The organism is Acidovorax sp. GW835-FHT14G06 (assembly GCF_058793595.1).
In genome coordinates, this window is sequence record NZ_JBXAGA010000001.1 from 131,521 (window position 1) to 155,306 (window position 23,786).

At 65.1% G+C, this 23,786-nt stretch carries 22 protein-coding genes; 16 read left to right on the forward strand and 6 right to left on the reverse strand.

Annotated elements, in window-relative coordinates; genetic code table 11:
- The first annotated feature begins 46 nt into the window (after window positions 1-46).
- The 5 genes from gcvP (at window position 47) to AC1Q64_RS00600 (ending at window position 7,410) form a co-directional block, all read left to right on the forward strand.
- Window positions 47-2,950: an aminomethyl-transferring glycine dehydrogenase gene (gcvP, locus tag AC1Q64_RS00580; RefSeq protein ID WP_492250076.1), complete on the forward strand. Its 2,904-nt coding sequence runs from the start codon at window positions 47-49 to the stop codon at window positions 2,948-2,950.
- A 151-nt stretch (window positions 2,951-3,101) separates the two neighbouring features.
- Window positions 3,102-3,509, forward strand: coding sequence for an FKBP-type peptidyl-prolyl cis-trans isomerase (locus AC1Q64_RS00585; RefSeq protein ID WP_492250077.1), 408 nt, complete (start codon window positions 3,102-3,104; stop codon window positions 3,507-3,509).
- Window positions 3,510-3,623: 114 nt separating this feature from the next.
- On the forward strand, window positions 3,624-4,700 hold the full coding sequence (locus AC1Q64_RS00590; protein ID WP_492250078.1) for a MerR family transcriptional regulator: 1,077 nt from the start codon (window positions 3,624-3,626) through the stop codon (window positions 4,698-4,700).
- Window positions 4,701-4,778: 78 nt separating this feature from the next.
- Entirely contained in the window at window positions 4,779-6,059 is a 1,281-nt protein-coding gene (locus AC1Q64_RS00595) for an acyltransferase family protein (protein ID WP_492250079.1), read from the forward strand.
- Complete coding sequence (locus AC1Q64_RS00600; protein ID WP_492250080.1) at window positions 6,049-7,410, forward strand: MFS transporter; 1,362 nt, start codon at window positions 6,049-6,051, stop codon at window positions 7,408-7,410. Before AC1Q64_RS00595 ends, AC1Q64_RS00600 begins: the two co-directional genes overlap by 11 nt.
- A gap of 63 nt (window positions 7,411-7,473) precedes the next feature.
- On the opposite strand, the gene AC1Q64_RS00605 is transcribed toward AC1Q64_RS00600, so the two are convergent.
- A complete protein-coding gene (locus AC1Q64_RS00605; RefSeq protein ID WP_492250081.1) occupies window positions 7,474-8,130 on the reverse strand; it encodes an NAD(P)H-dependent oxidoreductase in 657 nt (218 codons plus the stop codon).
- A 237-nt stretch (window positions 8,131-8,367) separates the two neighbouring features.
- Here AC1Q64_RS00605 and AC1Q64_RS00610 point away from each other — a divergent pair, with 237 nt between their 5' ends.
- Window positions 8,368-10,602 (forward strand): PAS domain-containing hybrid sensor histidine kinase/response regulator, encoded by a 2,235-nt coding sequence (locus AC1Q64_RS00610; protein WP_492250082.1) that lies wholly within the window; start codon window positions 8,368-8,370, stop codon window positions 10,600-10,602.
- On the forward strand, window positions 10,589-11,326 hold the full coding sequence (locus AC1Q64_RS00615) for an RluA family pseudouridine synthase (RefSeq protein WP_492250083.1): 738 nt from the start codon (window positions 10,589-10,591) through the stop codon (window positions 11,324-11,326). Before AC1Q64_RS00610 ends, AC1Q64_RS00615 begins: the two co-directional genes overlap by 14 nt.
- A 66-nt stretch (window positions 11,327-11,392) precedes the next feature.
- Here AC1Q64_RS00615 and AC1Q64_RS00620 read toward each other — a convergent pair whose 3' ends face one another.
- Window positions 11,393-11,797 carry a DUF4902 domain-containing protein gene (locus tag AC1Q64_RS00620; protein WP_492250316.1) on the reverse strand — a complete coding sequence of 135 codons (405 nt, stop codon included), beginning with the start codon at window positions 11,795-11,797 and terminating at the stop codon, window positions 11,393-11,395.
- 103 nt (window positions 11,798-11,900) lie between these two features.
- Window positions 11,901-12,614 (reverse strand): autoinducer binding domain-containing protein, encoded by a 714-nt coding sequence (locus tag AC1Q64_RS00625; RefSeq protein WP_492250084.1) that lies wholly within the window; start codon window positions 12,612-12,614, stop codon window positions 11,901-11,903.
- Window positions 12,615-12,832: 218 nt separating this feature from the next.
- On the opposite strand from AC1Q64_RS00625, the gene AC1Q64_RS00630 reads away from it, so the two are divergent.
- The 9 genes from AC1Q64_RS00630 (at window position 12,833) to AC1Q64_RS00670 (ending at window position 21,537) form a co-directional block, all read left to right on the forward strand.
- The gene (locus AC1Q64_RS00630) at window positions 12,833-13,387 is read left to right on the forward strand and encodes an acyl-homoserine-lactone synthase (protein WP_492250085.1); all 555 of its coding nucleotides are present in this window, start codon (window positions 12,833-12,835) and stop codon (window positions 13,385-13,387) included.
- Between the two features lie 45 nt (window positions 13,388-13,432).
- Window positions 13,433-14,098 carry an adenylyl-sulfate kinase gene (gene cysC, locus AC1Q64_RS00635; RefSeq protein WP_492250086.1) on the forward strand — a complete coding sequence of 222 codons (666 nt, stop codon included), beginning with the start codon at window positions 13,433-13,435 and terminating at the stop codon, window positions 14,096-14,098.
- A gap of 24 nt (window positions 14,099-14,122) precedes the next feature.
- Entirely contained in the window at window positions 14,123-15,148 is a 1,026-nt protein-coding gene (locus AC1Q64_RS00640) for a hypothetical protein (RefSeq protein WP_492250087.1), read from the forward strand.
- Window positions 15,145-16,218 (forward strand): sulfotransferase family protein, encoded by a 1,074-nt coding sequence (locus AC1Q64_RS00645; protein ID WP_492250088.1) that lies wholly within the window; start codon window positions 15,145-15,147, stop codon window positions 16,216-16,218. The genes AC1Q64_RS00640 and AC1Q64_RS00645 overlap by 4 nt, the downstream gene beginning before the upstream one ends.
- Before the next feature lie 90 nt (window positions 16,219-16,308).
- Window positions 16,309-17,958 (forward strand): methyl-accepting chemotaxis protein, encoded by a 1,650-nt coding sequence (locus AC1Q64_RS00650; protein WP_492250089.1) that lies wholly within the window; start codon window positions 16,309-16,311, stop codon window positions 17,956-17,958.
- Window positions 17,959-18,135: 177 nt separating this feature from the next.
- Complete coding sequence (locus AC1Q64_RS00655) at window positions 18,136-18,285, forward strand: hypothetical protein (RefSeq protein ID WP_492250090.1); 150 nt, start codon at window positions 18,136-18,138, stop codon at window positions 18,283-18,285.
- A 42-nt stretch (window positions 18,286-18,327) separates the two neighbouring features.
- Window positions 18,328-19,089 (forward strand): SDR family NAD(P)-dependent oxidoreductase, encoded by a 762-nt coding sequence (locus AC1Q64_RS00660; RefSeq protein WP_492250091.1) that lies wholly within the window; start codon window positions 18,328-18,330, stop codon window positions 19,087-19,089.
- A 91-nt stretch (window positions 19,090-19,180) separates the two neighbouring features.
- Window positions 19,181-20,365, forward strand: a complete 1,185-nt coding sequence (bktB, locus tag AC1Q64_RS00665) for a beta-ketothiolase BktB (RefSeq protein WP_291435270.1) — start codon at window positions 19,181-19,183, stop codon at window positions 20,363-20,365.
- A 188-nt stretch (window positions 20,366-20,553) separates the two neighbouring features.
- Complete coding sequence (locus AC1Q64_RS00670) at window positions 20,554-21,537, forward strand: tripartite tricarboxylate transporter substrate binding protein (RefSeq protein WP_492250317.1); 984 nt, start codon at window positions 20,554-20,556, stop codon at window positions 21,535-21,537.
- Between the two features lie 192 nt (window positions 21,538-21,729).
- On the opposite strand, the gene AC1Q64_RS00675 is transcribed toward AC1Q64_RS00670, so the two are convergent.
- The 3 genes from AC1Q64_RS00675 to AC1Q64_RS00685 form a co-directional block, all read right to left on the reverse strand.
- Entirely contained in the window at window positions 21,730-22,167 is a 438-nt protein-coding gene (locus AC1Q64_RS00675; protein WP_291435272.1) for a universal stress protein, read from the reverse strand.
- Window positions 22,168-22,279: 112 nt separating this feature from the next.
- The gene (locus AC1Q64_RS00680) at window positions 22,280-23,059 is read right to left on the reverse strand and encodes a 2OG-Fe dioxygenase family protein (protein ID WP_492250092.1); all 780 of its coding nucleotides are present in this window, start codon (window positions 23,057-23,059) and stop codon (window positions 22,280-22,282) included.
- 127 nt (window positions 23,060-23,186) lie between these two features.
- Window positions 23,187-23,678, reverse strand: a complete 492-nt coding sequence (locus AC1Q64_RS00685) for a hypothetical protein (RefSeq protein ID WP_492250093.1) — start codon at window positions 23,676-23,678, stop codon at window positions 23,187-23,189.
- Between the last annotated feature and the right edge of the window lie 108 nt (window positions 23,679-23,786).

Sequence of the window (23,786 nt, forward strand, 5' to 3'; positions counted from 1 at the left end):
TACCCCGGCACTGCCCCCAACCCGCTGCGACCTACGAGACTGCCCCATGCTGATGCAATCCGCCACCCCCCTTGGCGCGCTTGAAAACGCCACCGAATTCCTGCCACGCCACATCGGCATCGACGCAGCCGACGAAGCGCACATGCTGTCGGTGATCGGCGAGGCCTCGCGGCGCGCACTCATCGAATCCATCGTGCCGCGCTCCATTGCACGCAGCCGGGGCATGGACCTGCCTGCGCCCCTTACCGAGGCCGCAGCGTTGGCAGAACTCAAGGCCATCGCGGGCAAGAACCAGCTGCTCAAGAGCTTCATCGGCCAGGGCTACTACGGCACGCACACGCCGGGCGTCATCCTGCGCAACATCCTGGAAAACCCCGCCTGGTACACCGCCTATACGCCCTACCAGGCTGAGATCTCCCAAGGCCGCATGGAGGCCCTGGTCAACTTCCAGACCATGGTGTGCGACCTGACGGGCATGCCGATTGCCAACGCATCCATGCTGGACGAAGCCACCGCAGCCGCCGAGGCGATGACGCTGGCGAAGCGCTCGGTCAAGAGCAAGAGCAACGTGTTTGTGGTGGCAGGCGACGCCCACCCGCAAACCATTGAAGTCATCCAGACCCGCGCCAAGCCCCTGGGCCTGGAGGTGCGCCTGGCCAATTCGGCCGAGGAATGGAACACTCTGCTGAATGGCGATTACTTTGCCGTGCTTGCCCAGTACCCCGCCACCAGCGGCCGCATTGACGACCTGCGCGCCGATGTGGAAAAGGCGCACGCCAAGCAAGCTGCCTTCATCGTGGCCGCCGACCTGCTGGCCCTCACGCTCATCACCCCGCCCGGTGAACAAGGTGCAGACATCGTGGTGGGCACCACCCAGCGCTTTGGCATGCCCATGGGCGCTGGTGGCCCGCATGCCGCCTTCATGGCATGCCGCGATGAATACAAGCGCAGCCTGCCCGGCCGCCTGGTGGGCGTGAGTGTGGACGTGCATGGCAAGCCCGCCTACCGCCTGGCACTGCAGACGCGCGAGCAGCACATCCGCCGCGAAAAGGCCACGTCCAACATCTGCACGGCCCAGGTGCTCCCGGCCGTCATCGCCAGCATGTATGCCGTGTACCACGGCCCCGAAGGCCTCAAGCGCATTGCACAGCGCGTGGCCAGCTACACCGCCATCCTCACGCAAGGGCTGCAGCAGCTGGGTGCGCCTGTGAGTGCACAGGCCGCGTTCGACACCGTGAGTCTGCATACTCAAAACGCTACACAATCCATAGCATCCAAGGCAATCAGCCTCGGCGCCAACCTGCGGATTTACTTCAAAGAGTACCTGTGCATCTCGCTGGACGAGACCACCACGCGCGCCGACATCGAGCTGCTGTGGAAGATCTTCGCCAAGGACGGCCAGGCGCTGCCCACCTTCGATGCGTTTGAAAAGGGCGTCGAGTCGCTGATCCCCACCGAGCTGCGCCGCACCAGCAGCTACCTCACGCACCCCGTCTTCAACACCCACCATTCCGAAACCGGCATGCTGCGCTATATCCGCCAGCTCTCCGACAAGGACCTGGCGCTGGACCGCAGCATGATCCCCTTGGGCAGCTGCACCATGAAGCTCAACGCCACCAGCGAGATGATCCCCATCACCTGGCCCGAGTTTGCCAACGTGCACCCCTTCGCCCCCGCTGACCAGCTGGTGGGCTACAAGGAGCTGGACGAGCAACTGCGCGCCTGGCTGTGCCAGGCCACCGGCTATGCGGGCATCAGCCTGCAACCCAACGCAGGCTCGCAAGGCGAATACGCCGGCCTGCTGGCCATCAAGGGGTACCACGAGTCGCGTGGCGAAGGCCACCGCAACATCTGCCTCATCCCCAGCAGCGCGCACGGCACCAATCCCGCCAGCGCCCAGATGGTGGGCATGCAGGTGGTGGTGACTGCCTGCGATGCCAATGGCAACGTGGACCTGGTAGACCTGAAAGCCAAGTGCGAACAGCACAGCGCCAACCTGGCGGCTGTGATGATCACCTACCCCAGCACGCACGGCGTGTTCGAGACCAGCGTGAAGGAGCTGTGCGCCCTGGTGCACAGCCATGGTGGCCGCGTTTACGTGGACGGCGCCAACATGAACGCCCTGGTGGGTGTGGCAGCCCCCGGCGAATTTGGCGGCGACGTGAGCCACCTGAACCTGCACAAAACCTTCTGCATTCCCCACGGCGGTGGCGGCCCCGGCGTGGGCCCCGTGTGCGTGGTGCAAGACCTGGTGCCCTTCCTGCCCGGACACGCCACAGCAGGCGTGGCGGGTGGCGTGGGTGCCGTCAGCGCCGCCCCGCTGGGCAATGCCGCCGTGCTGCCCATCAGCTGGATGTACATCCGCATGATGGGAGCTGAAGGACTGCAAGCAGCCACCGAGACGGCCATCCTGAGCGCCAACTACATCAGCGCCCGCCTCAAGGACCACTATCCCACGCTGTACGCCAGCGAGGGCAAGGACGGCAAGCCCGGCCACGTCGCCCACGAGTGCATCCTGGACCTGCGCCACCTCAAGGACACCAGCGGCGTGATGGCCGAAGACGTGGCCAAGCGCCTCATCGACTATGGCTTTCACGCGCCCACGCTGAGCTTCCCGGTGCCCAACACGCTGATGGTGGAACCCACCGAAAGCGAAACCCTGTCCGAGCTGGACCGCTTCATCGACGCGATGATTGCCATCCGCGAAGAGATCCGCCAGATCGAAAACGGCGCGCTGCCGCAGGACAACAACCCGCTCAAGAACGCGCCGCACACCGCAGAAAGCCTGCTGAGCGGCGAGTGGAACCGCCCCTACACCCGCGAAGCAGCCGCCTACCCCGTGGCTGCTCTGCGCCAGTCGAAATACTGGTCGCCCGTGGGCCGCGTGGACAACGTGTGGGGCGACCGCAACCTGAGCTGCAGCTGCATTCCGGTGAGCGACTACGCCTGACCCTACGGCGAAGGCCACGACGGCCTTGCCATTCAAAGCCCTGGTGCTCAACCGCCCAGGGCTTTTTCGTTGGACGGCCCACACAGGCAGATGCATGAACACGAATAAGATCGCGGCTTGCGTTGTGATTCACACCTTTTAGGAGCCCCCTTTGCGAAACCTCTTGTGCCTTTTGCTTGCCAGCGCCGTGATGGCTCCCGCCGCCATGGCCCAGTCCTCCAACCCCGTCACCACCGCCAGCGGCCTGGTCTATGAATCGCTCAAAGACGGCACGGGCGAATCGCCCAAGGCCAACGACACGGTCAAGGTGCACCACAAAGGCACGTTCCTCGACGGCAAGGAGTTCGACAGCTCGTACAAGCGCGGTGAACCGACGTCGTTTCCGCTCAACGGTGTGATTCCTTGCTGGACCGAAGGAGTGCAGCGCATGAAACCGGGTGGCAAGGCCAAGCTGACCTGCCCCCCAGGCATTGCCTATGGCACACGGGGTGCAGGTGGCGTGATCCCACCCAACGCCACGCTGAACTTCGAGATCGAACTCATCTCCGTCGGCCGCTGAAAGGAAGCACCCTGAGTCGCCTGCGGTGCCTTCCCCCAGGGGGGACACAACCCTCGCTGCGGGGCGGCCCTTGCGCGGCCGCCATGGCATGAGCGGCGCCAGTGGAGTCGTTCAGTGAAAACACAAAATGCCTCTCGGGAGTCTCTGGTGTTGTTAAAGGTCGGTGACCTCGCGCGGCGCACCGGCCTCACGGTGCGCACGCTGCACCACTATGACGAGATCGGCCTGCTCAAGCCCTCGGGCCGGTCTGAGGCGGGGTATCGCCTGTACAGCCAGGCCGATGTGCAGCGGCTGCATGCCATTCAGACCATGCGCCAGATGGGTCTTGCGCTCAGCGACATTGCCGAGCTGCTGGCAGGCGAAGGGGTGGCGCCCCAGCGCATCATTGGCCAGCAGATCCGTGCGCTGGACCAGCAGATTGCCCAGGCCACCGAACTGCGCGGGCGGCTGACCATGCTGCGCGACGGCCTCATGGCCGGTGCTGAGCCCGACATGGGCAACTGGCTGGAAGCGCTCGCGCTCATGACCACCTATGGCAAGTATTTCAGCAGTGCAGAACTCAAGCAGATCTTCACGAACTGGGGCCTGATCGAGGGCGACTGGATCGTGGTCAAGGACCTGGTGCGCAGCGCCATGGACCGCCAGTTGCCACCCGACTCCCCAGAAGTCCAGGCACTGGCCTACCGCTGGATGGCACTGATGCTGCACTGGATGGGGGGCGATCTGGACCTGCTGGACCGGTGGGGCCACATGTTCCGCACCGAGCCCAGCACTCAGGGACGCAACCACGCGCCACCCGGCGACATGATCGAATACGTGGAAACGGCCATCAAACTGCGCCTGGCCTTGCTGGAGAGGTACCTGACCCGCGACGACCTGCGCATGCTGGGCCACGTACCGCACACCGCATGGGCGGCGCTGGAACGCGACGTACAACAGCTACTGGCCCGCCAGATACCCACGAACCACCCCGACGCAGCGGCGGCAGCCCTGCGCTGGAACACGCTGTTCGACCAGCTGACCCGCAGCGATGCGCAATTGCGCCAGAAGCTGCTCACCGCGTCGGCCAACGAGCCGCTGCTGCAGGCGGGCTCGCCGCTGAGCGCGCCCGTGCGCGCCTACCTGCAGGCGGCGCTCGCGCTAGCCACACCCACTCCCGCCATCGCTGCGACAGTCTCTGCGCGCCGCTGAGACACTCACACCGTCTGCAAAAAAACCACTGAAAAGTGCTTGACCCTCACGCAACGTGAGGCCCCACAGTCGACCCCCATGAACGGATCGACGCACTCTCCCAACCCCTCCGCCCCCACCCGGCGGTTGCACGCCCTGGACAACCTGCGCGCCACCATGATGTGGCTGGGCATCGTGCTGCATGTCTCGGTCGTCTACATGAGCCGGCCTTCGCCCCTGCCCTGGCACGACGACCAGTCCAGCCCTCTGGCAGACCTGTTGGTGGCGGTGATTCATGCCTTTCGCATGCCCTTGTTTTTCATCCTCGCCGGATTCTTTGTGGCGGCACTGGTACACCGCCATGGGCTGACCGGCATGGTGCGCAACCGGCTCCGCCGTCTGGGCCTGCCGTTTGTACTGTTCTGGCCGCCGCTGTTCGTCGCTTGCGCGCTGCTCGGGCTGATGTTCCTGCACCGCATGGCCTATGGCACCTGGGGTGTGGACCGCAGCCTGTTGCCCCGAGGCCCCAACGTACCCCAGGGCCCGGCCACCATGCACCTGTGGTTCCTGTGGATGCTGCTGTGGCTCGCAGTTCTGACACCGGTGGCATGGACCGCCGTGCGCGCATTGCCCGCAGGAGTGCAGCAGGCCCTGCAACGCTGTGCCCTCTGGCTGGGTGGTACCCCTGCAGGCCTGGTGTTGCTCACGCTGCCGCTGGCCTGGATTGGCGCCAGCTACGACCATGGCATCGTGACGCCCAGCGGGTCCTTCTTGCCGCCGTTGGCGGAGTGGATACACAACGGGCTGTTCTACGGCTTCGGCCTGTGCCTGCATGTGCACCGCAAGGCGTTGATGGAGCGCTACGAACGGCACTGGCCTGCGCTGGTGGGCCTTGGGCTGGTGGGCTTTCTGGTCACTGCGCTGCTGTCGGAAGTGCTGGCACAGCCGGAAGCATCGGCCTTTGCACTGGTGCTGGTCACCGGGGCATTTACCGACCTGCTGGTCGCGCCGGTGTCTGCCACCCGTCACCTGCAGTTCTGGATGGCGCTGGCCTACAACAGCGCATCGTGGCTCTGGAGCTTTGCGCTGATCGGGCTGTTTCTGCGCCATGTCGGCCAGCCCCGCGCCTGGCTGGCCTACCTGGCCGACAGCTCATACTGGGTGTACCTCGTGCACCTGCCGCTCACGATCGGTCTGGGTGCGCTGCTGTACGGCCTGCCCGTTCCGGCCCTGGCCAAGATGCTGATCAATGTGCTGGCCACGACCGCCCTGTGCCTGGCCAGCTACCACCTTTGCGTGCGTTTTACCGCTGTGGGCCGCTTGCTCACGGGGCGCACACACACCCGTCAATCTTTGGGAGACCTCGTTCATGCGACCTGACACCTCACCCCGTCCCGCCCACCCACCCGGTACGGGCCCCGCAAGCCCATCCTCAGACCCGCGCGCCGCGCTGATGCAGGACCGCAACTTCCGCTGGATGATTGGCGGCTCGGCCCTGTCCATGCTGGGCGACCAGTTCACGCTGATCGCACTGCCCTGGCTGGTGCTGCAAATGACTGGCGATACCCTGGTGCTGGGCACCGTGCTTGCCCTTATCAGCGTGCCCCGCGCACTGTTCATCCTGATTGGTGGCGCCCTGGTGGACCGCCATTCGCCCAAGCAGGTGCTGATGATCACCAAATACGTCAACCTGGTGCTGCTGGCCGCACTGGCGGGCCTGGTGTTTGCGGGCACGCTGTCGTTGTGGATGGTGTACGCGCTGTCACTGGGCATTGGCCTGGCCACGGCCTTCAGCATTCCGGCGGGCACGGCCATGATGCCGTCCGTGGTCGCGCGCTCCCAGTTGCAGGCCGCCAACGGCATCAGCCTGGGCCTGCGGCAGCTGACGATGTTCCTCGGACCCTTGCTGGCCGGGCTGTTGATTGCACTGTTTGGTGCAGGCGACGCAACCAGGGCGGCCACCGATGCACCGGCCCATGCCAACGCCACCGGCATCGGTCTGGCCTTTGCGCTGGATGCGCTGAGCTTTGCCGTATCGGCGTGGACGCTCTCCAAGGTGCAGACGCATGCAGTCATGTCGGCACCCGCAGCCGCGCCTCAGGCCGTGCTCGCCTCGGTCGCGCAGGGCCTGGGTCACTTCTGGCGCGACAGCGAGCTGCGCACCTGCTTTTTGTACTGGAGCGCCATTGCGCTGTTCATCATGGGTCCGATCCACATCGCCATCCCCGTGCTGGCTAGCAACAGCCCGCAGCTGGGTGCAGCCGCCTTCGGCATCATCTTGGGCGCCCATGGCGCGGGCACGCTGCTGGGCATGGTGGTGTCGGGCATGGTGCCCCGACTGCGCTTTGGCAGCCTGGGCATGACCATCCTCGCGTTCGACGCCATCATCGGCGCTCTCTTCATGCCCATGGGGCTGATCACTGCCATATGGCAAGGTGCGGTGCTGATGCTGGTCATCGGCCTGCTCGGCGGCTTCATGCAGGTGAGCGTGTTCACCTGGATACAGCACCGTGTCCCCTCCGCCCTGCTGGGCCGCGCGATGAGCCTGTTCATGTTCATCTTCATGGGCCTGGCGCCGATCTCCGCCGCCGTGACGGGCTGGGTGATGAAAAGCATCACGCTGACCCAGCTGTTTGCGGCCAGCGGGGGGACGCTGGTGGTGCTGGCGGCACTGGCTTTTGTGCTCACACCCATGCGCCGCGTGACGGATGCGGCACCCGCCACACGCTGAGGCTCCACACGCAAAAAAGGCCGGACCACTGTCCAGCCTTTTTTGTGCCTGAGGAGGAGATCCTCAGACTTCGGTCACAAACTGCTCGCGGGGGCGGCGCACCTTCTTCAGGTTCACCAGCCAGTCGCCTTCGTCGGCGCGGTAGCCCAGCGGCAAAATCGCCACGCTGCGCAGGCCGCGAGCCCGCAGGCCCAGGATTTCATCGAGCGCGTTGGGATCGAAGCCTTCCATCGGCGTCGAGTCCACTTCTTCAAAGGCCGCGGCGATCAGGGCCGCGCTCATGCCGATGTAGGCCTGGCGGGCTGCGTGCTGGAAGTTCACTTCGGCATCGCGCTGGGGGTAGCTGGCCAGCAGCATCTGGCGGTAGTTTTCCCAGCCTTCGTTCTTGAAGCCACGCTGGTCATTGGTCAGGTCGAACATCATGTTGATGCGGTCGGCCGTGTAGTTGTCCCATGCAGCAAACACCAGCAGGTGCGAGCCGTCTGTGATCTGGGCCTGGTTCCACGCGATAGGCTGGATGCGGGCGCGCACGGCGGGGTCGGTCACCACGATGATCTCGAACGGCTGCAGGCCGCTGGAGGTGGGCGCCAGGCGGGCGGCTTCAAGAATGCGCTCCACCTTCTCTTGCGGCACCTTCTTGGCAGGGTTCATCTTCTTCGCGGCGTAGCGCCATTGCAGCTTGTTCAGCAAGGGTTGGGCGAGAGTGGTGTCAGTGGTCATGGCAGGGTCCTGATAGAAGTTGTGGATCGAGGGATGTGTCGATGGTGGAACTGTAGGCACCCCACAGTGGTTCGGTAAGCCCTGCCAAAGAAACGGATTGTTCGCAATTCATCAACAATCGACCCAAACGCGCGTTGAAATCGCAATTTGATGGTGCCACCGCCATCGCGTGGTGCCAGATGGGCAGGCGTACACTTGAGAGAGCCCGGGCACGCACCCGGCTGACCGCGCCCCTTCATGAGTGAACCCGACCTGTCTTTTCTGGACCCTGCAGGCCGCCAGCCCGCAGCCGCAGAGCACATGCCCCGCCCGCCTGCCCCCCACTCCCGCACGCCCGGTGCCTCTGCCGATGGCCTGGTGGCGGAGCTGCGTGCTTACCAGGCCGAGCTAGAGAACCAGAACAAGGTACTGCGCTACAGCCAGGCCGTGGCCGAGAGTGCGTACGAACGCTTCGAGACTCTGTTTGCCAGCGTACCGCTGGCCCTCATGGTGGTGGACGATCACGACATGGTGGTGCAGGCCAACTCGATGGCACACCGATCGTTCCAGCCCACCGAGCGCGACCGGCCGCTGACTGCGCTGATGCCTTTTGTGTGCCCACAGGATGCCGCCCGCGTGCGTGAGGCCTTTGCCCAGGCGCAGGACCTGGGGCACAGCGAGGTCAAGGAGGTGGTGTTCACCATCAGCAATACCACGCGCATCACCGGCGACCTGCACATTGCCCACATCGATGCACCGCAGACCAGCGGCCCGCCGCTGTCGCAGTTCTTGTGCGCGGTGATCGACCAGGGCCCGCTGCTGGCCGAGCGCCAGGCCTTGCAGCAAAGTGCCGAGACCCTGCAGCAGCGCAATGAGCAAATCCGCGCCAGCGAAAAGCGGCTGGAGGCCGTCATCAACTCCGCGCTGGACGCCATCATCTGCGTGGACCAGCACCAGCGCATCACCGTGTTCAACCCCACGGCGGCGGCGCTGTTCCAGTGCAGTGCCAGCGACGCGCTGGGCAGCACGCTCGACCGTTTTTTGCCCGACGCGGCGCAGGCGCTGACGTTTGCCCAGCTCACCACGCAGGCCCTGCTGGGCGAGATGACCGCGCTGACTGCCAGCGGCAAAGAGCTGGCCGTGGAGGTGAGCGTGTCGTTCGAGCGCCATGCCGACGGCGAGACCACTACCGTGTTTGCCCGCGACCTGACAGGCCGCAAGAAGGCCGAGGCGCACCGCAATGAGCTGGAAGCCCAGCTGCGCGAGTCGCACAAGATGCAGGCCGTGGGCACCATGGCCGGCGGCATTGCGCACGACTTCAACAACATCCTGGGTGCCATCCTTGGCAATGTGGAACTGGCCAAGGCCGATTGCGCCACCCACGCGCCGGGCTCTCCCGTGCTGGAGAGCCTGCTGGAGATCGACAAGGCCGGCCGCCGCGCGCGCGACTTGGTGAGGCAGATCCTCACCTTCAGCCGCAACGAGCCCCCGCAGCGCTCGGCAGTGTCGCTGGCTGAGGTGGTGCACGACACCGAGCGCCTGCTGCGCGTGACCCTGCCCCCCGCCATCGAGCTGCACATGCAGCTGCAGGCCGGCCTGCCCCCGGTGCTGGCCGACGCCACGCAAGTCGAGCAGGCCCTGCTCAACCTGTGCACCAACGCCGTCCACGCCATCCAGAGCCAGGGCACCGAACGCGGCAGCATCCATGTGGAAGCCGCGACCGTGCAGCCCGACCAGCGGCTGAGCGAACGACTGGGCCTGGCCCCCGTGGACTACGTGGCACTGACGGTGCGCGACAGCGGCCCGGGCATGGACGCCGCCACGATGGAGCGCATCTTCGAGCCCTTTTTCACCACCAAGCCCGTGGGCCAGGGCACGGGCCTTGGCCTGGCGGTGGTGCATGGCGTGATGCGCACGCACGAAGGCGGCGTGGACGTGCAGAGCACCCCCGGCCACGGCAGCAAGTTCACGTTGTATTTCCCTGTCGCCCACAGCGCCGCGCAGAGCCCCCTGGATGCACAACCCCCTCAAGCCGTGCAGGCCGCGCCAGCATCCGCCGCGCCTTCGACGCCTGCCGCCGCCGATGCCCCCGGCAGCGCACCGCGCAAAAAACACCACGTGATGTATGTGGACGATGACCAGGCCCTGGTGTTTCTGGTACAGCGCCTGCTGCGCCGCCGGGGCTATGAGGTCAGCGGCTACACCGACCCCCACGAGGCCACGGCCGCGCTGCGTGCCGCCCCGCAGAACTTTGACCTGCTGGTGACCGACTACAACATGCCGGGCTTCTGTGGTGTGGACCTCGTGCGCGAAGCCCGCCTGATCCGCCCCGACCTGCCCGTGGCCCTTGCCTCGGGCTACGTCACGGCCGAAATCGAGCAGGCTGCGCTGGCCGAAGGTGCGCAGGCACTGATCCACAAGCCCAACGACGTGGAAGAACTTTGCACCACCGTGCAGCGCCTGGTGGGCGGCGACAGCCATGCCGCAGGCTGAAACCAACGCGCTTGCTGCGTCCGTGCGGTCCAAGGAACCCACAGAAGCCAGCGAGATCGTGCGCACCACAGACACGGCAAACCGCCCGGCCCCGGTGGCACTGCATGAGGACGCCGACCTGCTCGTACTCTGCAAACCTTCAGGACTGCTCTGCGTACCAGGGCGCGGCCCCGACAAACAAGACTGCCTGAGCGCCCGCGCCCAGTTGCGCTGGCCAGGCGCACTCATCGTGCACCGGCTGGACCAGGCCACCTCAGGCCTGGTGCTGATGGCCCGTCATGCCGACGCACAACGGCGCCTGAGCCTGGCGTTCGAACAGCGGCAGATTCACAAGCGCTACGTCGCGATCGTGCAAGGACTGATGCATCTCCCCCCCGGCACCTGGGCAGACATCCACCTGCCCATCGCCGCCGACTGGGAGCGGCGCCCCCTGCGGGTGATCGATGCAGAACACGGCAAGCCCAGCCACACCCGCTGGCGCACCTTGGCCCACAACACGGCGGCCGACACCACCCGCGTAGAACTGGAACCCGTCACCGGCCGCACGCACCAGCTGCGCGTGCACCTGGCCTCCCTGGGCCACCCGATCCTGGGAGACGCGCTGTACGCTGACCTCGCCACCCAGGCCCAGGCGCCACGCCTGCTGCTGCATGCCGGGGAACTGGCCCTGGCCCACCCCGCCACCGGCCAGGCCATGCGGTGGGAGCTGGCTGCTGATTTTTGAAGTGTTTTTGCCACCCAGCGCTTGAGGGGCGTCATTGATAGCTATACATTTTATAGCAAATCATGCTCAGTAGCTGGGCAGCAGGGCCGTCACCGAATGGCTCATTTGCTCCTGCCAGGGCAATGCATCCACCACCGTTGACAGCAGCTCAAGGTTCTTGTGCCACCCCGTGTCGTTGCCCGTGGAATACACCAGCATGACATTGCTGCGGGGCTGGCCCAGCCGTGCCCAGGCAAAGGGCCGCTGCGCTGTCCAGAGACTGATGTGCCAGTCCCAGCCAATGGAAACCACGGGGCACGACGCGCTCACCCATTCGGTGTAGCCGCTGATGGTGGTTTCGCAGCCGCACACTGCGGTGCGTGGCACCACCAGATCCAGACACAGATCCACCGCCGACATCAGATGGTGGATGGGCAGGGACAGCAACTGATCCATCGACAGGCGCACCAAGCCATCCGGCGACACCTTCATAGCGTTCACGCCCGCCCCCCACAGGCCGCCCAGGTTGCGGCCCCACCGAGCTTCGCGCAGTCGGGCGGGACGCGAGGGCCTGCACCGCCAACGGGCCTGCGCATCACCCCAGCAGCCCCAGCATGGCGGCGCGCACGGTGGCAGCCGTCTTGTTGGTGGTTTGCAGTTTGGTCACGGCATTCTTGACGTGGAAATTCACGGTGTTTTCCGACACGTCCAGCAGTGAGGAGATGTCTGCAGAGGTCTTGCCATCGGCAGTCCATTTGAGCCCCTCGATTTCTCGGGCCGTCAGGTTCGGCTGCATCTCTTCGGCCTGGCGTGTCGTGAAGATGCGCGACAGGATCAGGTGCGCAATGTGCGCCAGCCAGCGCATCTTCATCTCGCTGTGGGCCACCTCATCGGATGTCAGCGTGTCGGCCGAACGCGCCAGCGTCAGCATGCCGCGCACCCCGCCGCCGTCAATGCACGATTGCGCCCATCCAAACCGCAGGCCAAACGAGCGCGCGTCCTCCCAGAAATCCTGGGCTGAGGCAAACACGTCGTCCGACCAGACCAGCGGAGTGTGCTTGCGGCACCCATGCTGCACCGTAGGGTCCACCTGCACATAGCCCTGCCGCACATACCGCTCCTGCCACGCCTGCGGATAGTTGTTCAAAAAAATGGTCTTCGGGTTGGAAAGGGGCATGGGTACCAGCAGGCCATAGGCGCAGTACTCGAACCCCAGGGCGTGCGCAGCAAGCTCGATTTTGCAAAAAACCTCTTGCTCAGACTGCGCGCGGTCCATCACCCCAAAAAGATCTTCTTGCCAGCTTGTCATAGGACTCCAACACCGAACAGCATTTCACAGAGACCGACCATCCGCGTGCGACTACGCACCACCAACCATTGTTACGTTTGCGCACATTCTGGCGGCATTGAAGACCTTTGGCGAATTCATTTTTATCAGGGCCGCGCCGCACGACACCTACCAGAGTTGGTAGTTACAAATATTTTCTTCTGATTTTCTAATGGGGAAAACTCATGAGGGAATCTCCGATGCGCATCACCTCTGGCTGCTCTGCGGAACTGCATCCACCACTGATGACCCGCATGGCACGGTACCGGCACCGCGTTTTTGTGGAAAAACTGGGCTGGCAGCTGCACTGTCGCGATGCCCTGGAGCTTGACCAGTTCGACCGGGACGACACTGTCTATGTCATCGCCCAGAACGAAGATGGGGAGGTCATCGGCACCGCCCGGCTGCTGCCCACCACCCGGCCCTATCTGCTCGCCGAGGTGTTCCCGCAGCTGCTCAATGGCGCGCCGGCTCCCGACGCGCCGGAGGTGTGGGAACTGTCCCGCTTTGCTGCCATGGATTTTTCGGGGCCCACGGGCTCAGCGCTCGACCAGTTTTCCTCGCCCATTACCACGGGCCTGCTGCAAGCGGCCAGCCGGTGCGCTATGGCACGCGGGGCCCAGCGCATGGTCACTGTTTCTCCCTTGGGGGTGGAGCGCATGCTGCGCCGCATGGGTTTCGAGTCGCACCGCCTGGGCGCGCCCACCGTGGTCCAGGGCCATCCGCTTTTTGCCTGCTCCATACGGTGCAAGTGACTGCACGAACAAGCTCTCTGCCAGCAGCCTTTGCCGGATCTGACCATGCCGCTCCCCTCCCCCCTCCAACCATCCCTGGCACCTGCGGCGGCGGCATCCAGCTTGGCGCCCCAAGGCCTGCGGGTGGTGATACCGCACGCTGGCCGGGTTACCGCCCCCTTGCGGGAGGAACTGCTGCAGCAACGCGCGGTCACGGTCTGGCTGACAGGCCTGAGCGGCGCAGGCAAATCCACCCTGGCCTATGCGCTGGAAGAGGAGCTTCACGCCCTCGGATTTGCCAGCTTTGTGCTGGACGGGGACAACCTGCGGCACCGGCTCAACAGTGATCTGGGTTTCAGCGCCGCCGAGCGCTCGGAGAACATCCGGCGCGTGGCCGAAGTGGCGGCCCTCATGAACGACGCCGGGCTGATGGTGTTCACCGCCCTCATCTCCCCCCAGCGCAGCGACCGCGCCATGGCCCGCACGCTCGTCGGGGAAGACCGCTTTCTGGAGGTGCATGTGAGCACCCCGCTGGACGTGTGCGAAGGGCGCGATCCCAAGGGCCTCTACACCATGGCGCGCACTGGAAAGATCCCCCAGTTCACAGGAGTTTCCGCCCCTTACGAAGCCCCTGAAGCACCCGATTTCAGTATTGACACTGCCCACCTGGCACTGCCCGATGCCTGCGCGCAGGTGCTCGCGCTGCTTCGCCAGCGCGGGTTTATCCAATAAGGGCGCTCTTTCGCGTTGCTTGCCATGCCCACCGATACCGAGACCACCCCCACCCCGGCGGCTGCCACAGCCTCCCATGGAATGCAGGCCTATGACCTCTTCAATGGTGATGCCGACGGGTTGTGTGCGCTGCACCAGCTGCGCCTGGTGGAGCCGCGCGACAGCGTTCTCGTCAGCGGCGTGAAACGGGACATTGCCCTGTTCGACCAGTTGCCCTCTGGGCGACCACTGCAGGTGACGGCCCTGGACATTTCGTGGGACCGCAACGCGCAGGGCGTATGCCGGGTGCTCAATGGCGGTGGCGAAGTGACCTATTTCGACCACCACAGCGCAACAACCCTTTTCAGGCACCAGCGCCTCGTCGCACACATCGATACCGACCGGGACGTCTGCACCAGCATTCTGGTAGACCGCCACCTGGGAGGCATCTTGCGCCAGTGGGCCATTGTGGCGGCCTATGGCGACAACCTGGACGCAGTGGCCGACCGCATGGCGCGCGAGCATGGCTGCACTGCGGCCACACGCGGGGCGCTGGCACAACTGGGCTACTTGCTCAACTACAACGCCTATGGCGAAAGCCGCGAAGACCTGCACTTTTGCCCTGTGCAGCTGTACCGCTCGATGCACCGCTTTGAAAGCCCGCTCGACTTCATGGCGAAGGCCTACGAGTTCCGACGCCTGCAAGAAGGCCACGCCAGCGACCAGCAGGCCGTGCAGGAGCTGACCCCCTACACCACCAACGACCGGGCCACCGTCTACGTACTGCCCGACCGCGCGTGGGCTCGGCGCCTGTGCGGCACCCTGGCCAACCAGCTGGTGGCGCGCAACAACGGGCGTTCGGTTGCCGTGCTCACGCCCCGTTCGGACGGCGACTTTCTGGTCAACCTGCGCATCGGCAGCGCCAGCGCCAGCCGCGCCGACACCTTCTGCAGCCGCTACCCAGCTGGCGGCGGGTGCCATCGCGCGGGCGGCATTGACCGACTCCCGGACCAGGACATGGACCGCTTCATCAAAGAGTTCTTCGCGCACTTGGAGTCAGACACGCCATGAACCAACCACTCCGCACGACGCGCCCGCTTCCGCTGCTGATGATTCCGCTGCGGCGCTGCGGCAGCCACGCACTGCGCCTGCGCCTGAACGCCAGCCCGCAGTTTCACTCGCCGTACCCCCTGCACATCGTGGACTTCATGCCACTGGTGCCGCTGTACGGAGACCTGCGCGACGACAGCGCCTACCGCCAGATGGTCAAGGATGTGGTGGGACTGCAGCAGGCCAGCATGGTGCAGTGGCCGGGAGTGCAGTTCCACGCCGGGGATATCTACAACGCAATTCACGAGGAACCCCGCAGCGTTCACCGCATCGTGTGGGAACTGTTGCTGCGCAGCGCCGAGCAGCACGGGGCCAGCGTGGCCATGGACAAGTCGCTCGACAGCGTGCAATACGCCCACGAACTGATGGCCCTGTTCCCGCACATGCGCTTTCTGAACGTGGTGCGGGACCCGCGGGCACAGGTGGCCTCGATGAACCGGGCAATCATTCACGACTTCGACACCACACTCAACGCCCTGGCCTGGGTCAAGGCCCACACCACAGGGCGCGCACTGGCGCAGAGCCACCCGGACCGCGTGCTCACCATCCGCTACGAAGACTTCCTGAGCGACCAGGAAACCACGCTGCGGCGCATCTGCCACTTCATCGGCATCGAATTCCTGCCCCAAATGCTGGACATCGCGGCATCGCAGGAGGCGCAAGACCTGTCACGCATGTCCGCATTGTGGGAGTCCAACTGCTTTGCCCCCCTGCCGGCCAACAAGGACAAGTTCAAGACCCAACTGCAGCCCCACGAGATAGAGACCATCGAAAGCCTCGCCTGGGAAACCATGCGCCACTACGGCTACGAATGCATGACCGAAGCCCAGGCGCCACACCCCACACCCGTGGTGCTCGCGCAGTGCCGCCAACAGTCGGAAAAAAAACGCAGTGAGGCCTGGGAGCAGCTGCAACGCAATGCACCGCACGACTACGCGGCCCGCCGCGTGCGCGCTGACTACCTGGAAAAGGTGCGTCAACGCCTGCAAGGCCACCGGGCCCACGCGGCACAAACCCAGACTACCTCCTGAATCGCACCGGATGGCACCGTTGAGGAACCCGCCCCCAGCGAATGCCCTGCACCTCTCAAACAACCTTTGCCATAACCCCAAGGAGTGACCATGCGCATCAAAGACCTCAAACTGGGTATCCGACTCGGAGTGGCATTCGGCATACTGCTGCTGATCACCACCGTCATTGCCGTGCTGGGCGTGATCAGCGTGACCGCCCTGCAACGCAGCAATGAAGAGATCGCCACTTCAGAGCTCAAGCGCCAGAGCATCGTGCGCCAGTGGAACACCGATATCCAGATGAACTGGCTGCGCACGGAGGCGTTGCTAAAGAACAGCGACGCGGCCTACAGCAACAAGCTCAAAAAAGACCTGTCTGCCGTGGTCGAGGTACAGAGCAAGCGCATGGACGAAGTGCGCAGTTACCTCTTGCCCGGCAAGGAACTGAAGCTCTACGAACAAGCCATCGCCGCACGTGACGCCTACCGCGTCAAACGCGCCGAACTTGTCAAGGCCAAGGACAGCGGCCAGGACGTGGCGGAGCAGGTTGATGCGGTGCTGGCATCTGTCTTTCAAAACTACGCCAATGTGCTGCAAGACTTGACCTTGACGCTGGACGAAAGCGTGGCCACCACCCTGAAAGAAACCACACAGCAGGCGCAAAGCAGCACGATGTGGGTGAGCGGCAGCACGGTGCTGGCCATACTGGTCGGCTTGGCACTGGCATCCTGGACCACGCACTCCATCACTGCCCCTGTGCGGCAGGCCGTGCAAGCCACCACGGCCATCGCGGCGGGCGACTTGGCCACCCCGATTCCCCAGGGCGCGAAGGACGAGCCAGGCCAACTGCTCACAGAACTGTCCCACATGCGTGCCAAGCTGGCCGACATCGTGGCCAACGTGCGACAAAGCGCCGAAAGCGTCTCCACTGCCAGTGCGGAAATCTCGCAGGGCAACCACGACCTCTCTGCCCGCACCGAACGCCAGGCCAGCGCGCTGGAGCAAACCGCAGCCTCTATGGAAGAGCTGGGCTCGACCGTGAAGCAGAACTCCGACAGCGCCCACCAGGCCAACCAGCTCGCCCGCAAGGCCAACGACGTGGCGGTGCAGGGCGGCGAAGTGGTGGCCCAGGTGGTGGAGACGATGAAGGGCATCAACGACAGCTCCAAGAAGATTGCCGACATCATCAGCGTGATTGACGGCATTGCCTTCCAGACCAACATCCTGGCCCTCAACGCCGCCGTGGAAGCAGCGCGCGCGGGCGAACAAGGACGCGGGTTTGCCGTCGTGGCCAGCGAAGTCCGCGGGCTGGCGGGCCGGTCTGCCGAAGCCGCCAAGGAGATCAAGGAACTCATCTCCGCCAGCGTGACCCGCGTGGAGCAAGGCACCCTCCTGGTGGGCAAGGCCGGACAGACGATGACCGATGTCGTTCAGTCCATCCGGCGTGTCACGAACATCGTCAGCGAGATCAGCGCCGCCAGCGCCGAGCAAAGCGACGGCGTGAGCCAGGTGGGTGAAGCCGTGACGCAAATGGACCAGGCTACGCAACAGAATGCCGCCTTGGTCGAAGAAATGGCCGCAGCGGCCAGCAGCATGAAGAGCCAGGCCCAGGAGCTGGTCCAGTTGGTGTCGGTGTTCCAGCTGGATGCAGCGGGCAGCACCCCCCCCTTGCCCGCCGCCAGCCGGGCGCCCACGCCATCGGCCCTCGTGGCCCTCAAGCCAGTTGCGCGGGTGAAGGCGCCCCGCGCCATCGCCACCTGAGGGGCGGCCGGGCAAGGCGTAGTCAATGGTCTTTTGAGCCCCTTGCGCTTGATGGGTCTCATTGTTAGCTATACAAAATATAGCGAATACTCACCCACCAGGCGTGACAAAAGAGCCCCCTACACCGACCTCAACATCACCCACTGCACCGCCAAAATGCTGCCTAACACGACCAGCATGCCCACCAATGCCACACCGGTCATCGACTGCCCCAGCAGCCCCCAGCCCAACAGCACCGTCCTGGCACCACTGAAGGCCGCCGATTTGGCCGCGCTCGACGCACGGCTGGCACTGCTGCTGGCCACGCTCGAGTCCCCCACGGGCTAGGAATAGCGCCCCGCGCCGTGTACTGCGCAGTAACATGGCGGGATGCCTCAAAACCACCTCTACATCCTCACCGGCGCATCGCGCGGCATGGGCCTGGCCATGGCCCAGCAGCTTTTGCGCAGCGGCAACACCCTGATCTGTATCGCACGCAGTACCAATGACGACCTGGCGGCCGAGGCCCGGGCCGCAGGCGTCGCCATCGAACAGTGGCAGCAAGACCTGTCGCAGGGCGAGCAGGCGGCCCACAAGCTGCAAGCCTGGCTGTTGGCCCAAGGCCCGCAGGCGTTTGCCAGCGCCACCCTCATCAACAACGCGGGCATGATCCCGCGCATCGCCCCGCTGTCGGCCAGCGACGCGGAAGACCTGGCCACCGCCCTGCGCGTGGGGCTGGAGGCGCCCATGCAGCTCACCGCTGCTTTCCTGGGCGCGACGGACACCTGGACGGTGCCACGCAAGGTGCTCAACATCTCCTCAGGCCTCGGCCGCCGGGCCATGGCCTCGCAGGCCGCGTACTGCGCCGCCAAGGCGGGCATGGACCATTTCACCCGCTGCGTGGCGCTGGACGAGGCCATCAAGCCCCATGGGGCCAAGGTATGCTCACTGGCTCCCGGTGTGATCGACACCGACATGCAGGTCCAGCTGCGCGGCGCCGACCCGGCCGCCTTCCCGGACCGCCAGAATTTCGCCAACCTCAAGACGGGTGGCCAGCTCACATCGCCTGCCGACGCCGCCACCCGCGTGCTCGCCTGGCTGGAGCGCGCAGACTTCGGCACCAACCCGGTGGCCGATGTGCGCGAGGCGTGAGCCCATTTACTCCTACTTTGATAGCTGCAACCGCATGATTCACTAGCGCTTTCAGCCGTTTTGACCTGAATTTCTCTGAAAGGACCTCCCCATGACCCGTGAAGTCGTCGTCGTCAGCGCAGTGCGCACTGCCATTGGCACCTTTGGTGGCAGCCTCAAGGACGTGCCTCCCACCGAACTGGGCGCACTCGTGGTGCGCGAATCGCTCGCCCGCGCCAACGTGGAAGGCAAGGACGTGGGCCATGTGGTGTTCGGCCATGTGGTCAACACCGAGCCCAAGGACATGTACCTGTCGCGCGTGGCAGCCATCAACGGCGGCTGCGGCGAAGGCACGCCCGCCTACAACGTCAACCGCCTGTGCGGCTCGGGCCTGCAGGCCATCGTCAACGCCAGCCAGTCCATTTTGCTGGGCGACACCGACGTGGCGATCGGCGGCGGGGCCGAGAACATGAGCCGCGTACCCTTTGCCAGCCTGAACATGCGCTGGGGCGCGCGCATGGGCGACACCAAGATGGTGGACATGATGATCGGCGCGCTGCACGATCCCTTCCACAACATCCACATGGGTGTGACGGCAGAGAACATCGCCGCCAAGTGGGGCATCAGCCGTGAAGACCAGGACAAGCTGGCGGTTGAAAGCCATAACCGCGCAGAGCGCGCCACGCAGGCCGGCGTGTTCAAGGACCAAATCGTGCCCGTCACCTTGAAGAGCAAGAAGGGCGACGTGCAATACGCCACCGACGAGCACTTCCGCCCCGGTGCCACCATGGAAGACTTGGCCAAACTCAAGCCCGTGTTTATCAAGGAAAACGGCACGGTGACTGCCGGCAACGCCTCCGGCATCAACGATGCCGCCGCTGCCGTGGTGCTGATGGAAGCTGGTGCCGCCAAGGCCCGTGGTGCCAAGCCCCTGGCCCGCCTGGTAGCCTATGCCCACGCGGGCGTCGACCCCAAGTACATGGGCATCGGCCCCGTGCCCGCCACGCAGCTGGCGCTGAAGAAGGCGGGCCTCACCGTCAACGACCTGGACGTGATCGAGGCCAACGAGGCCTTTGCGGCCCAGGCCTGTGCCGTGACCCGCGACCTGGGCCTGGACCCCGCCAAGGTCAACCCCAACGGCTCGGGCATCTCGCTGGGCCACCCCATTGGCGCCACCGGTGCTCTCATTACCGTCAAGGCCATTCATGAGCTGCAACGCATCCAGGGCCGCTACGCGCTGGTGACGATGTGTATTGGTGGCGGCCAGGGCATTGCCGCGATTTTTGAACGCCTCTGACCTGCACGCGGGTGCGCAGACTGCCATCGCCACCCGCGATGCTGCCACCCGCTATTGGCAACGCGAGCGCCGCGGTCGATCAGCGATCATTGACGCCCGCTGACCCAGATCAGCCGAGCCGCTCCAGCCGCACACAGCGGTCTGGCGGCGGCCCGCACACCACTGAACCGATGGAGACACCTCTCACCATGATGCGCACCCTGCTTTCCTTCACCGCCCTTGCCTTCGCCCTGGGCGCCACGGCGCATGCTCAGGCACCCGCGCCCGCTGCGGCATACCCTGCCAAACCCATCCGCCTGATCGTGCCCTTCCCGCCCGGCGGCGGCACCGACATCCTGTCGCGCCTGGTGGCCACCAAGCTCACCGAAAGCGCCAAGTGGACCGTGGTGGCCGACAACCGCGCTGGCGCAGGCGGCACCATCGGCATTGGCGAGGCCGTCAAGGCCGCGCCCACGGGCTATGACCTGGTCATGGGCCAGAAAGACAACCTGGTGATCGGCCCCTGGCTGTACAAGAACCTGCCCTGGGACCCCACCAAGGACCTGACCGCCGTGGCCCATGTGGCCTACACGCCTGTGGTCATTGCCACCAGCGCGAACTCCAAGTTCAAGACGCTGGCCGACGTGGTGGCTGCCGCCAAGGCAGCGCCCGGCACCGTCACCTACGGGTCGCCCGGCAACGGCACCTCCATCCATCTGGCGGGCGACCTGTTCGAGAAGGCTGCGGGCATCAAGCTCAGCCACATCCCCTACAAGGGCTCCAACCCCGCGCTGATGGATGCGTTGTCGGGCAATGTGGACCTGCTCATGTCCTCGGTGCCGTCGGCCATGGCCCAGATCAAGTCGGGCAAGCTGCGCCCGCTGGCCGTGACCTCGGCCAAGCGCAGCTCGTCCATGCCCGAGGTCCCTACCGTGTCCGAATCGGGCTTCAAGGACTTTGATGTGAGCACCTGGTACGGCGTGTTCGCTCCCGCTGGCACACCCGCCGCCGTGGTGAATGTCGTCAACGCAGAAATCAACAAACTGTTGGCCACCCCCGAAATGAAAGCCGCCATCCATGCCCAGGGCGCCGAGCCCGAGGCCATGTCGGCCGCCCAGCTCAATACGCTGCTCAAGGCCGACTACGCCAAGTGGAAGGGCATTGTGGAAGCCTCTGGCGCAAAGATTGAGTAGCCCCCCTGAGTCGCCTGCGGCGCCTTCCCCTGGGGGGACGCACCCGGTGGCCTGGCAGAGCCAGATCCAAGGGTGCACTGGCCTGGGGCGTGCCTGTCCCAAGCGCAGATGGCTACGGGTGGTGCGCAGCGTCATCGAGAACTGAAATAAAAAACGGCTCCTTTCGGAGCCGTTCTTCATGGGGGAGCGTGTTCAGTCCCTCACAACCAGCACGGGGATGTGCACCACACCCAGCACACGCTGCGTGACGCTGCCCAGCACCAGCTTTTCCAGGCCGCGGCGGCCGTGCGAGCCCATCACAATGAGGTCGGCGCCGGTGCTCTCCAGTGCACGCAGGATGCCATCGTGCACCGCATGCCCCTCGCCCACCACGGTGGTGACCTGCACGCCCGCATCGGCCATGGCCTTCTTGGTGGCGTCCAGCGCGGCGTTGGCCTCGGACGTGGCGGCGCTGATGTACTGCGCCTGGCCATAGGCAAAGTCGGCGCCCACGCCCGTGAAGGGATAGGGGTCGATCACATAGACCGCCGTGACGGCGCTGCCAAAGGTCTTGGCAAGACCTGCGGCCTTGGATACGGCCAGCATCGAGGTCTTGGAACCATCGACAGGAACCAGAATGTGCTTGAACATGGTGCTACTCCTTGGGTTGAACGGTGTGACGGGCTTGTGGCCCCACAGTGACCAGTGTGAACGCCCACCATACCGCGCATCTTGATTCGCATCAAATCCGGTGCACTCCCGTTCAAGCCCCCGAGGGTGCCGGCCCCACCACATCCGCGCCCTGGAAGCTGTCCCGGCGGCAGGTCACCACCAGAGTGTCGCGGTATCCCCCTGCAGCCAGCGGCTGGATAGGGGTAGATTCGTGGATCATGCGCGCATCGTCCAGCAGCAGCAGCGACCAGGGCTCGGTCAGCGTAAAGCGCTGCCCGCTGGGGCCGGCCGCTTCAAACACCCGCGTCTCGCCGCCCTTGACGCCCTCGCGCCCCACCAGAAACACCGCCACCAGATCGACGCCGTCGCGGTGGGCGCCCTCGGGTGTGGGGCGGCCGATGCCGTCCGTGGTGTCGATGCGAAACTGGTGTGCTTCCACAAACCAGGGCACCGGTGCCTGTGGGACCGCAAACACTGCGTCCGACACGCTTGCTAGCGCGGCCAGTACTTGCCGCCACACAGGCAGAGCCACCGTGGCGGGCTCCATGGGTGCAAACCAGCGCTCCATGCCGCCATGCAGCGCGTTGTACTCTACCGGCTGCCAATGGGCGCGGTGCGGCACCTGCTGCATCTGACCGTCCTGCAGCACAAAGCAGGCATGGCGGCGGCGGCGGTAGCGCCCGCCGTCCTTCAAGAACTCATCGGGCGGCAAGGCGGCCCAGTCGCTGTTCAGGGCCAGCAGCGCAGACAGCTCGCAGCCAACCCACTCGGCAACGGCCGCAGGACTGAGCACGGCAAAGCCGCTGCTGCGCAGCTGGCTGGCAACGTCAGCCGGAGTGGTGAAAGGGGGAGAAAAGGAGACTTGGGCCATAGGGGCCCGAGCTTAACCGCAGGCGCTGGCGCGAGCTCTGCGATGGCACAAACATCATGTGCGGTGCAGGGGGCTGCGCCCGGCTCACTCTGCGTATACGACTGCAACGCCGGGTTGAGCAAGCCGTTCAGTCCCGGTTGCCATGGCCCTTGCCACGTCCTTCGCCCCGGCCATGTCCACGATCATGGTCACGGTCGTGTTTGCCGCCGCGCCCGCGGTCATCATCCCAGCGCTGGTCATCGCGCCCTCGCGGGCCTTGGTATGGGTTGCCACGGCGTGGGGGCGGCTCTTGCACAAAGTACACCGGCTGGCTGCAGGCGTTGTAGCGGGAGCAGTGTTTGCCCCAGTTCTTCGCATGGCCGGGCGGCACATACAGGTAGATGGGCGCACGTGGCACCACCACGGCAGGACGCTGGATGATGACAGGCTCTGCGTAGATCAGCGGCGGTGGTGGCGCGTTGCCGATGTTGATACGGCCATACACACCGGGTGCCAATTCCCCCCCTACGGTGGCGTTGACATAAGCCTGCGCATGTGCGCCGCCCGCCAAGCCAAGCAGCAAGGCAGCAGCCGCGCCAGAAAAAAGAAGACGGATCGCGGGAAGGATGGTGTTTTTCATGGATAGCTCCTGCTGTCTGCCACACCAAGTACGCAGACAGTGCACACATGCGGTGGGCGGCCCCATGTCGATCACAAGGCCTGCCACACCTTACACCCTTCACACGCT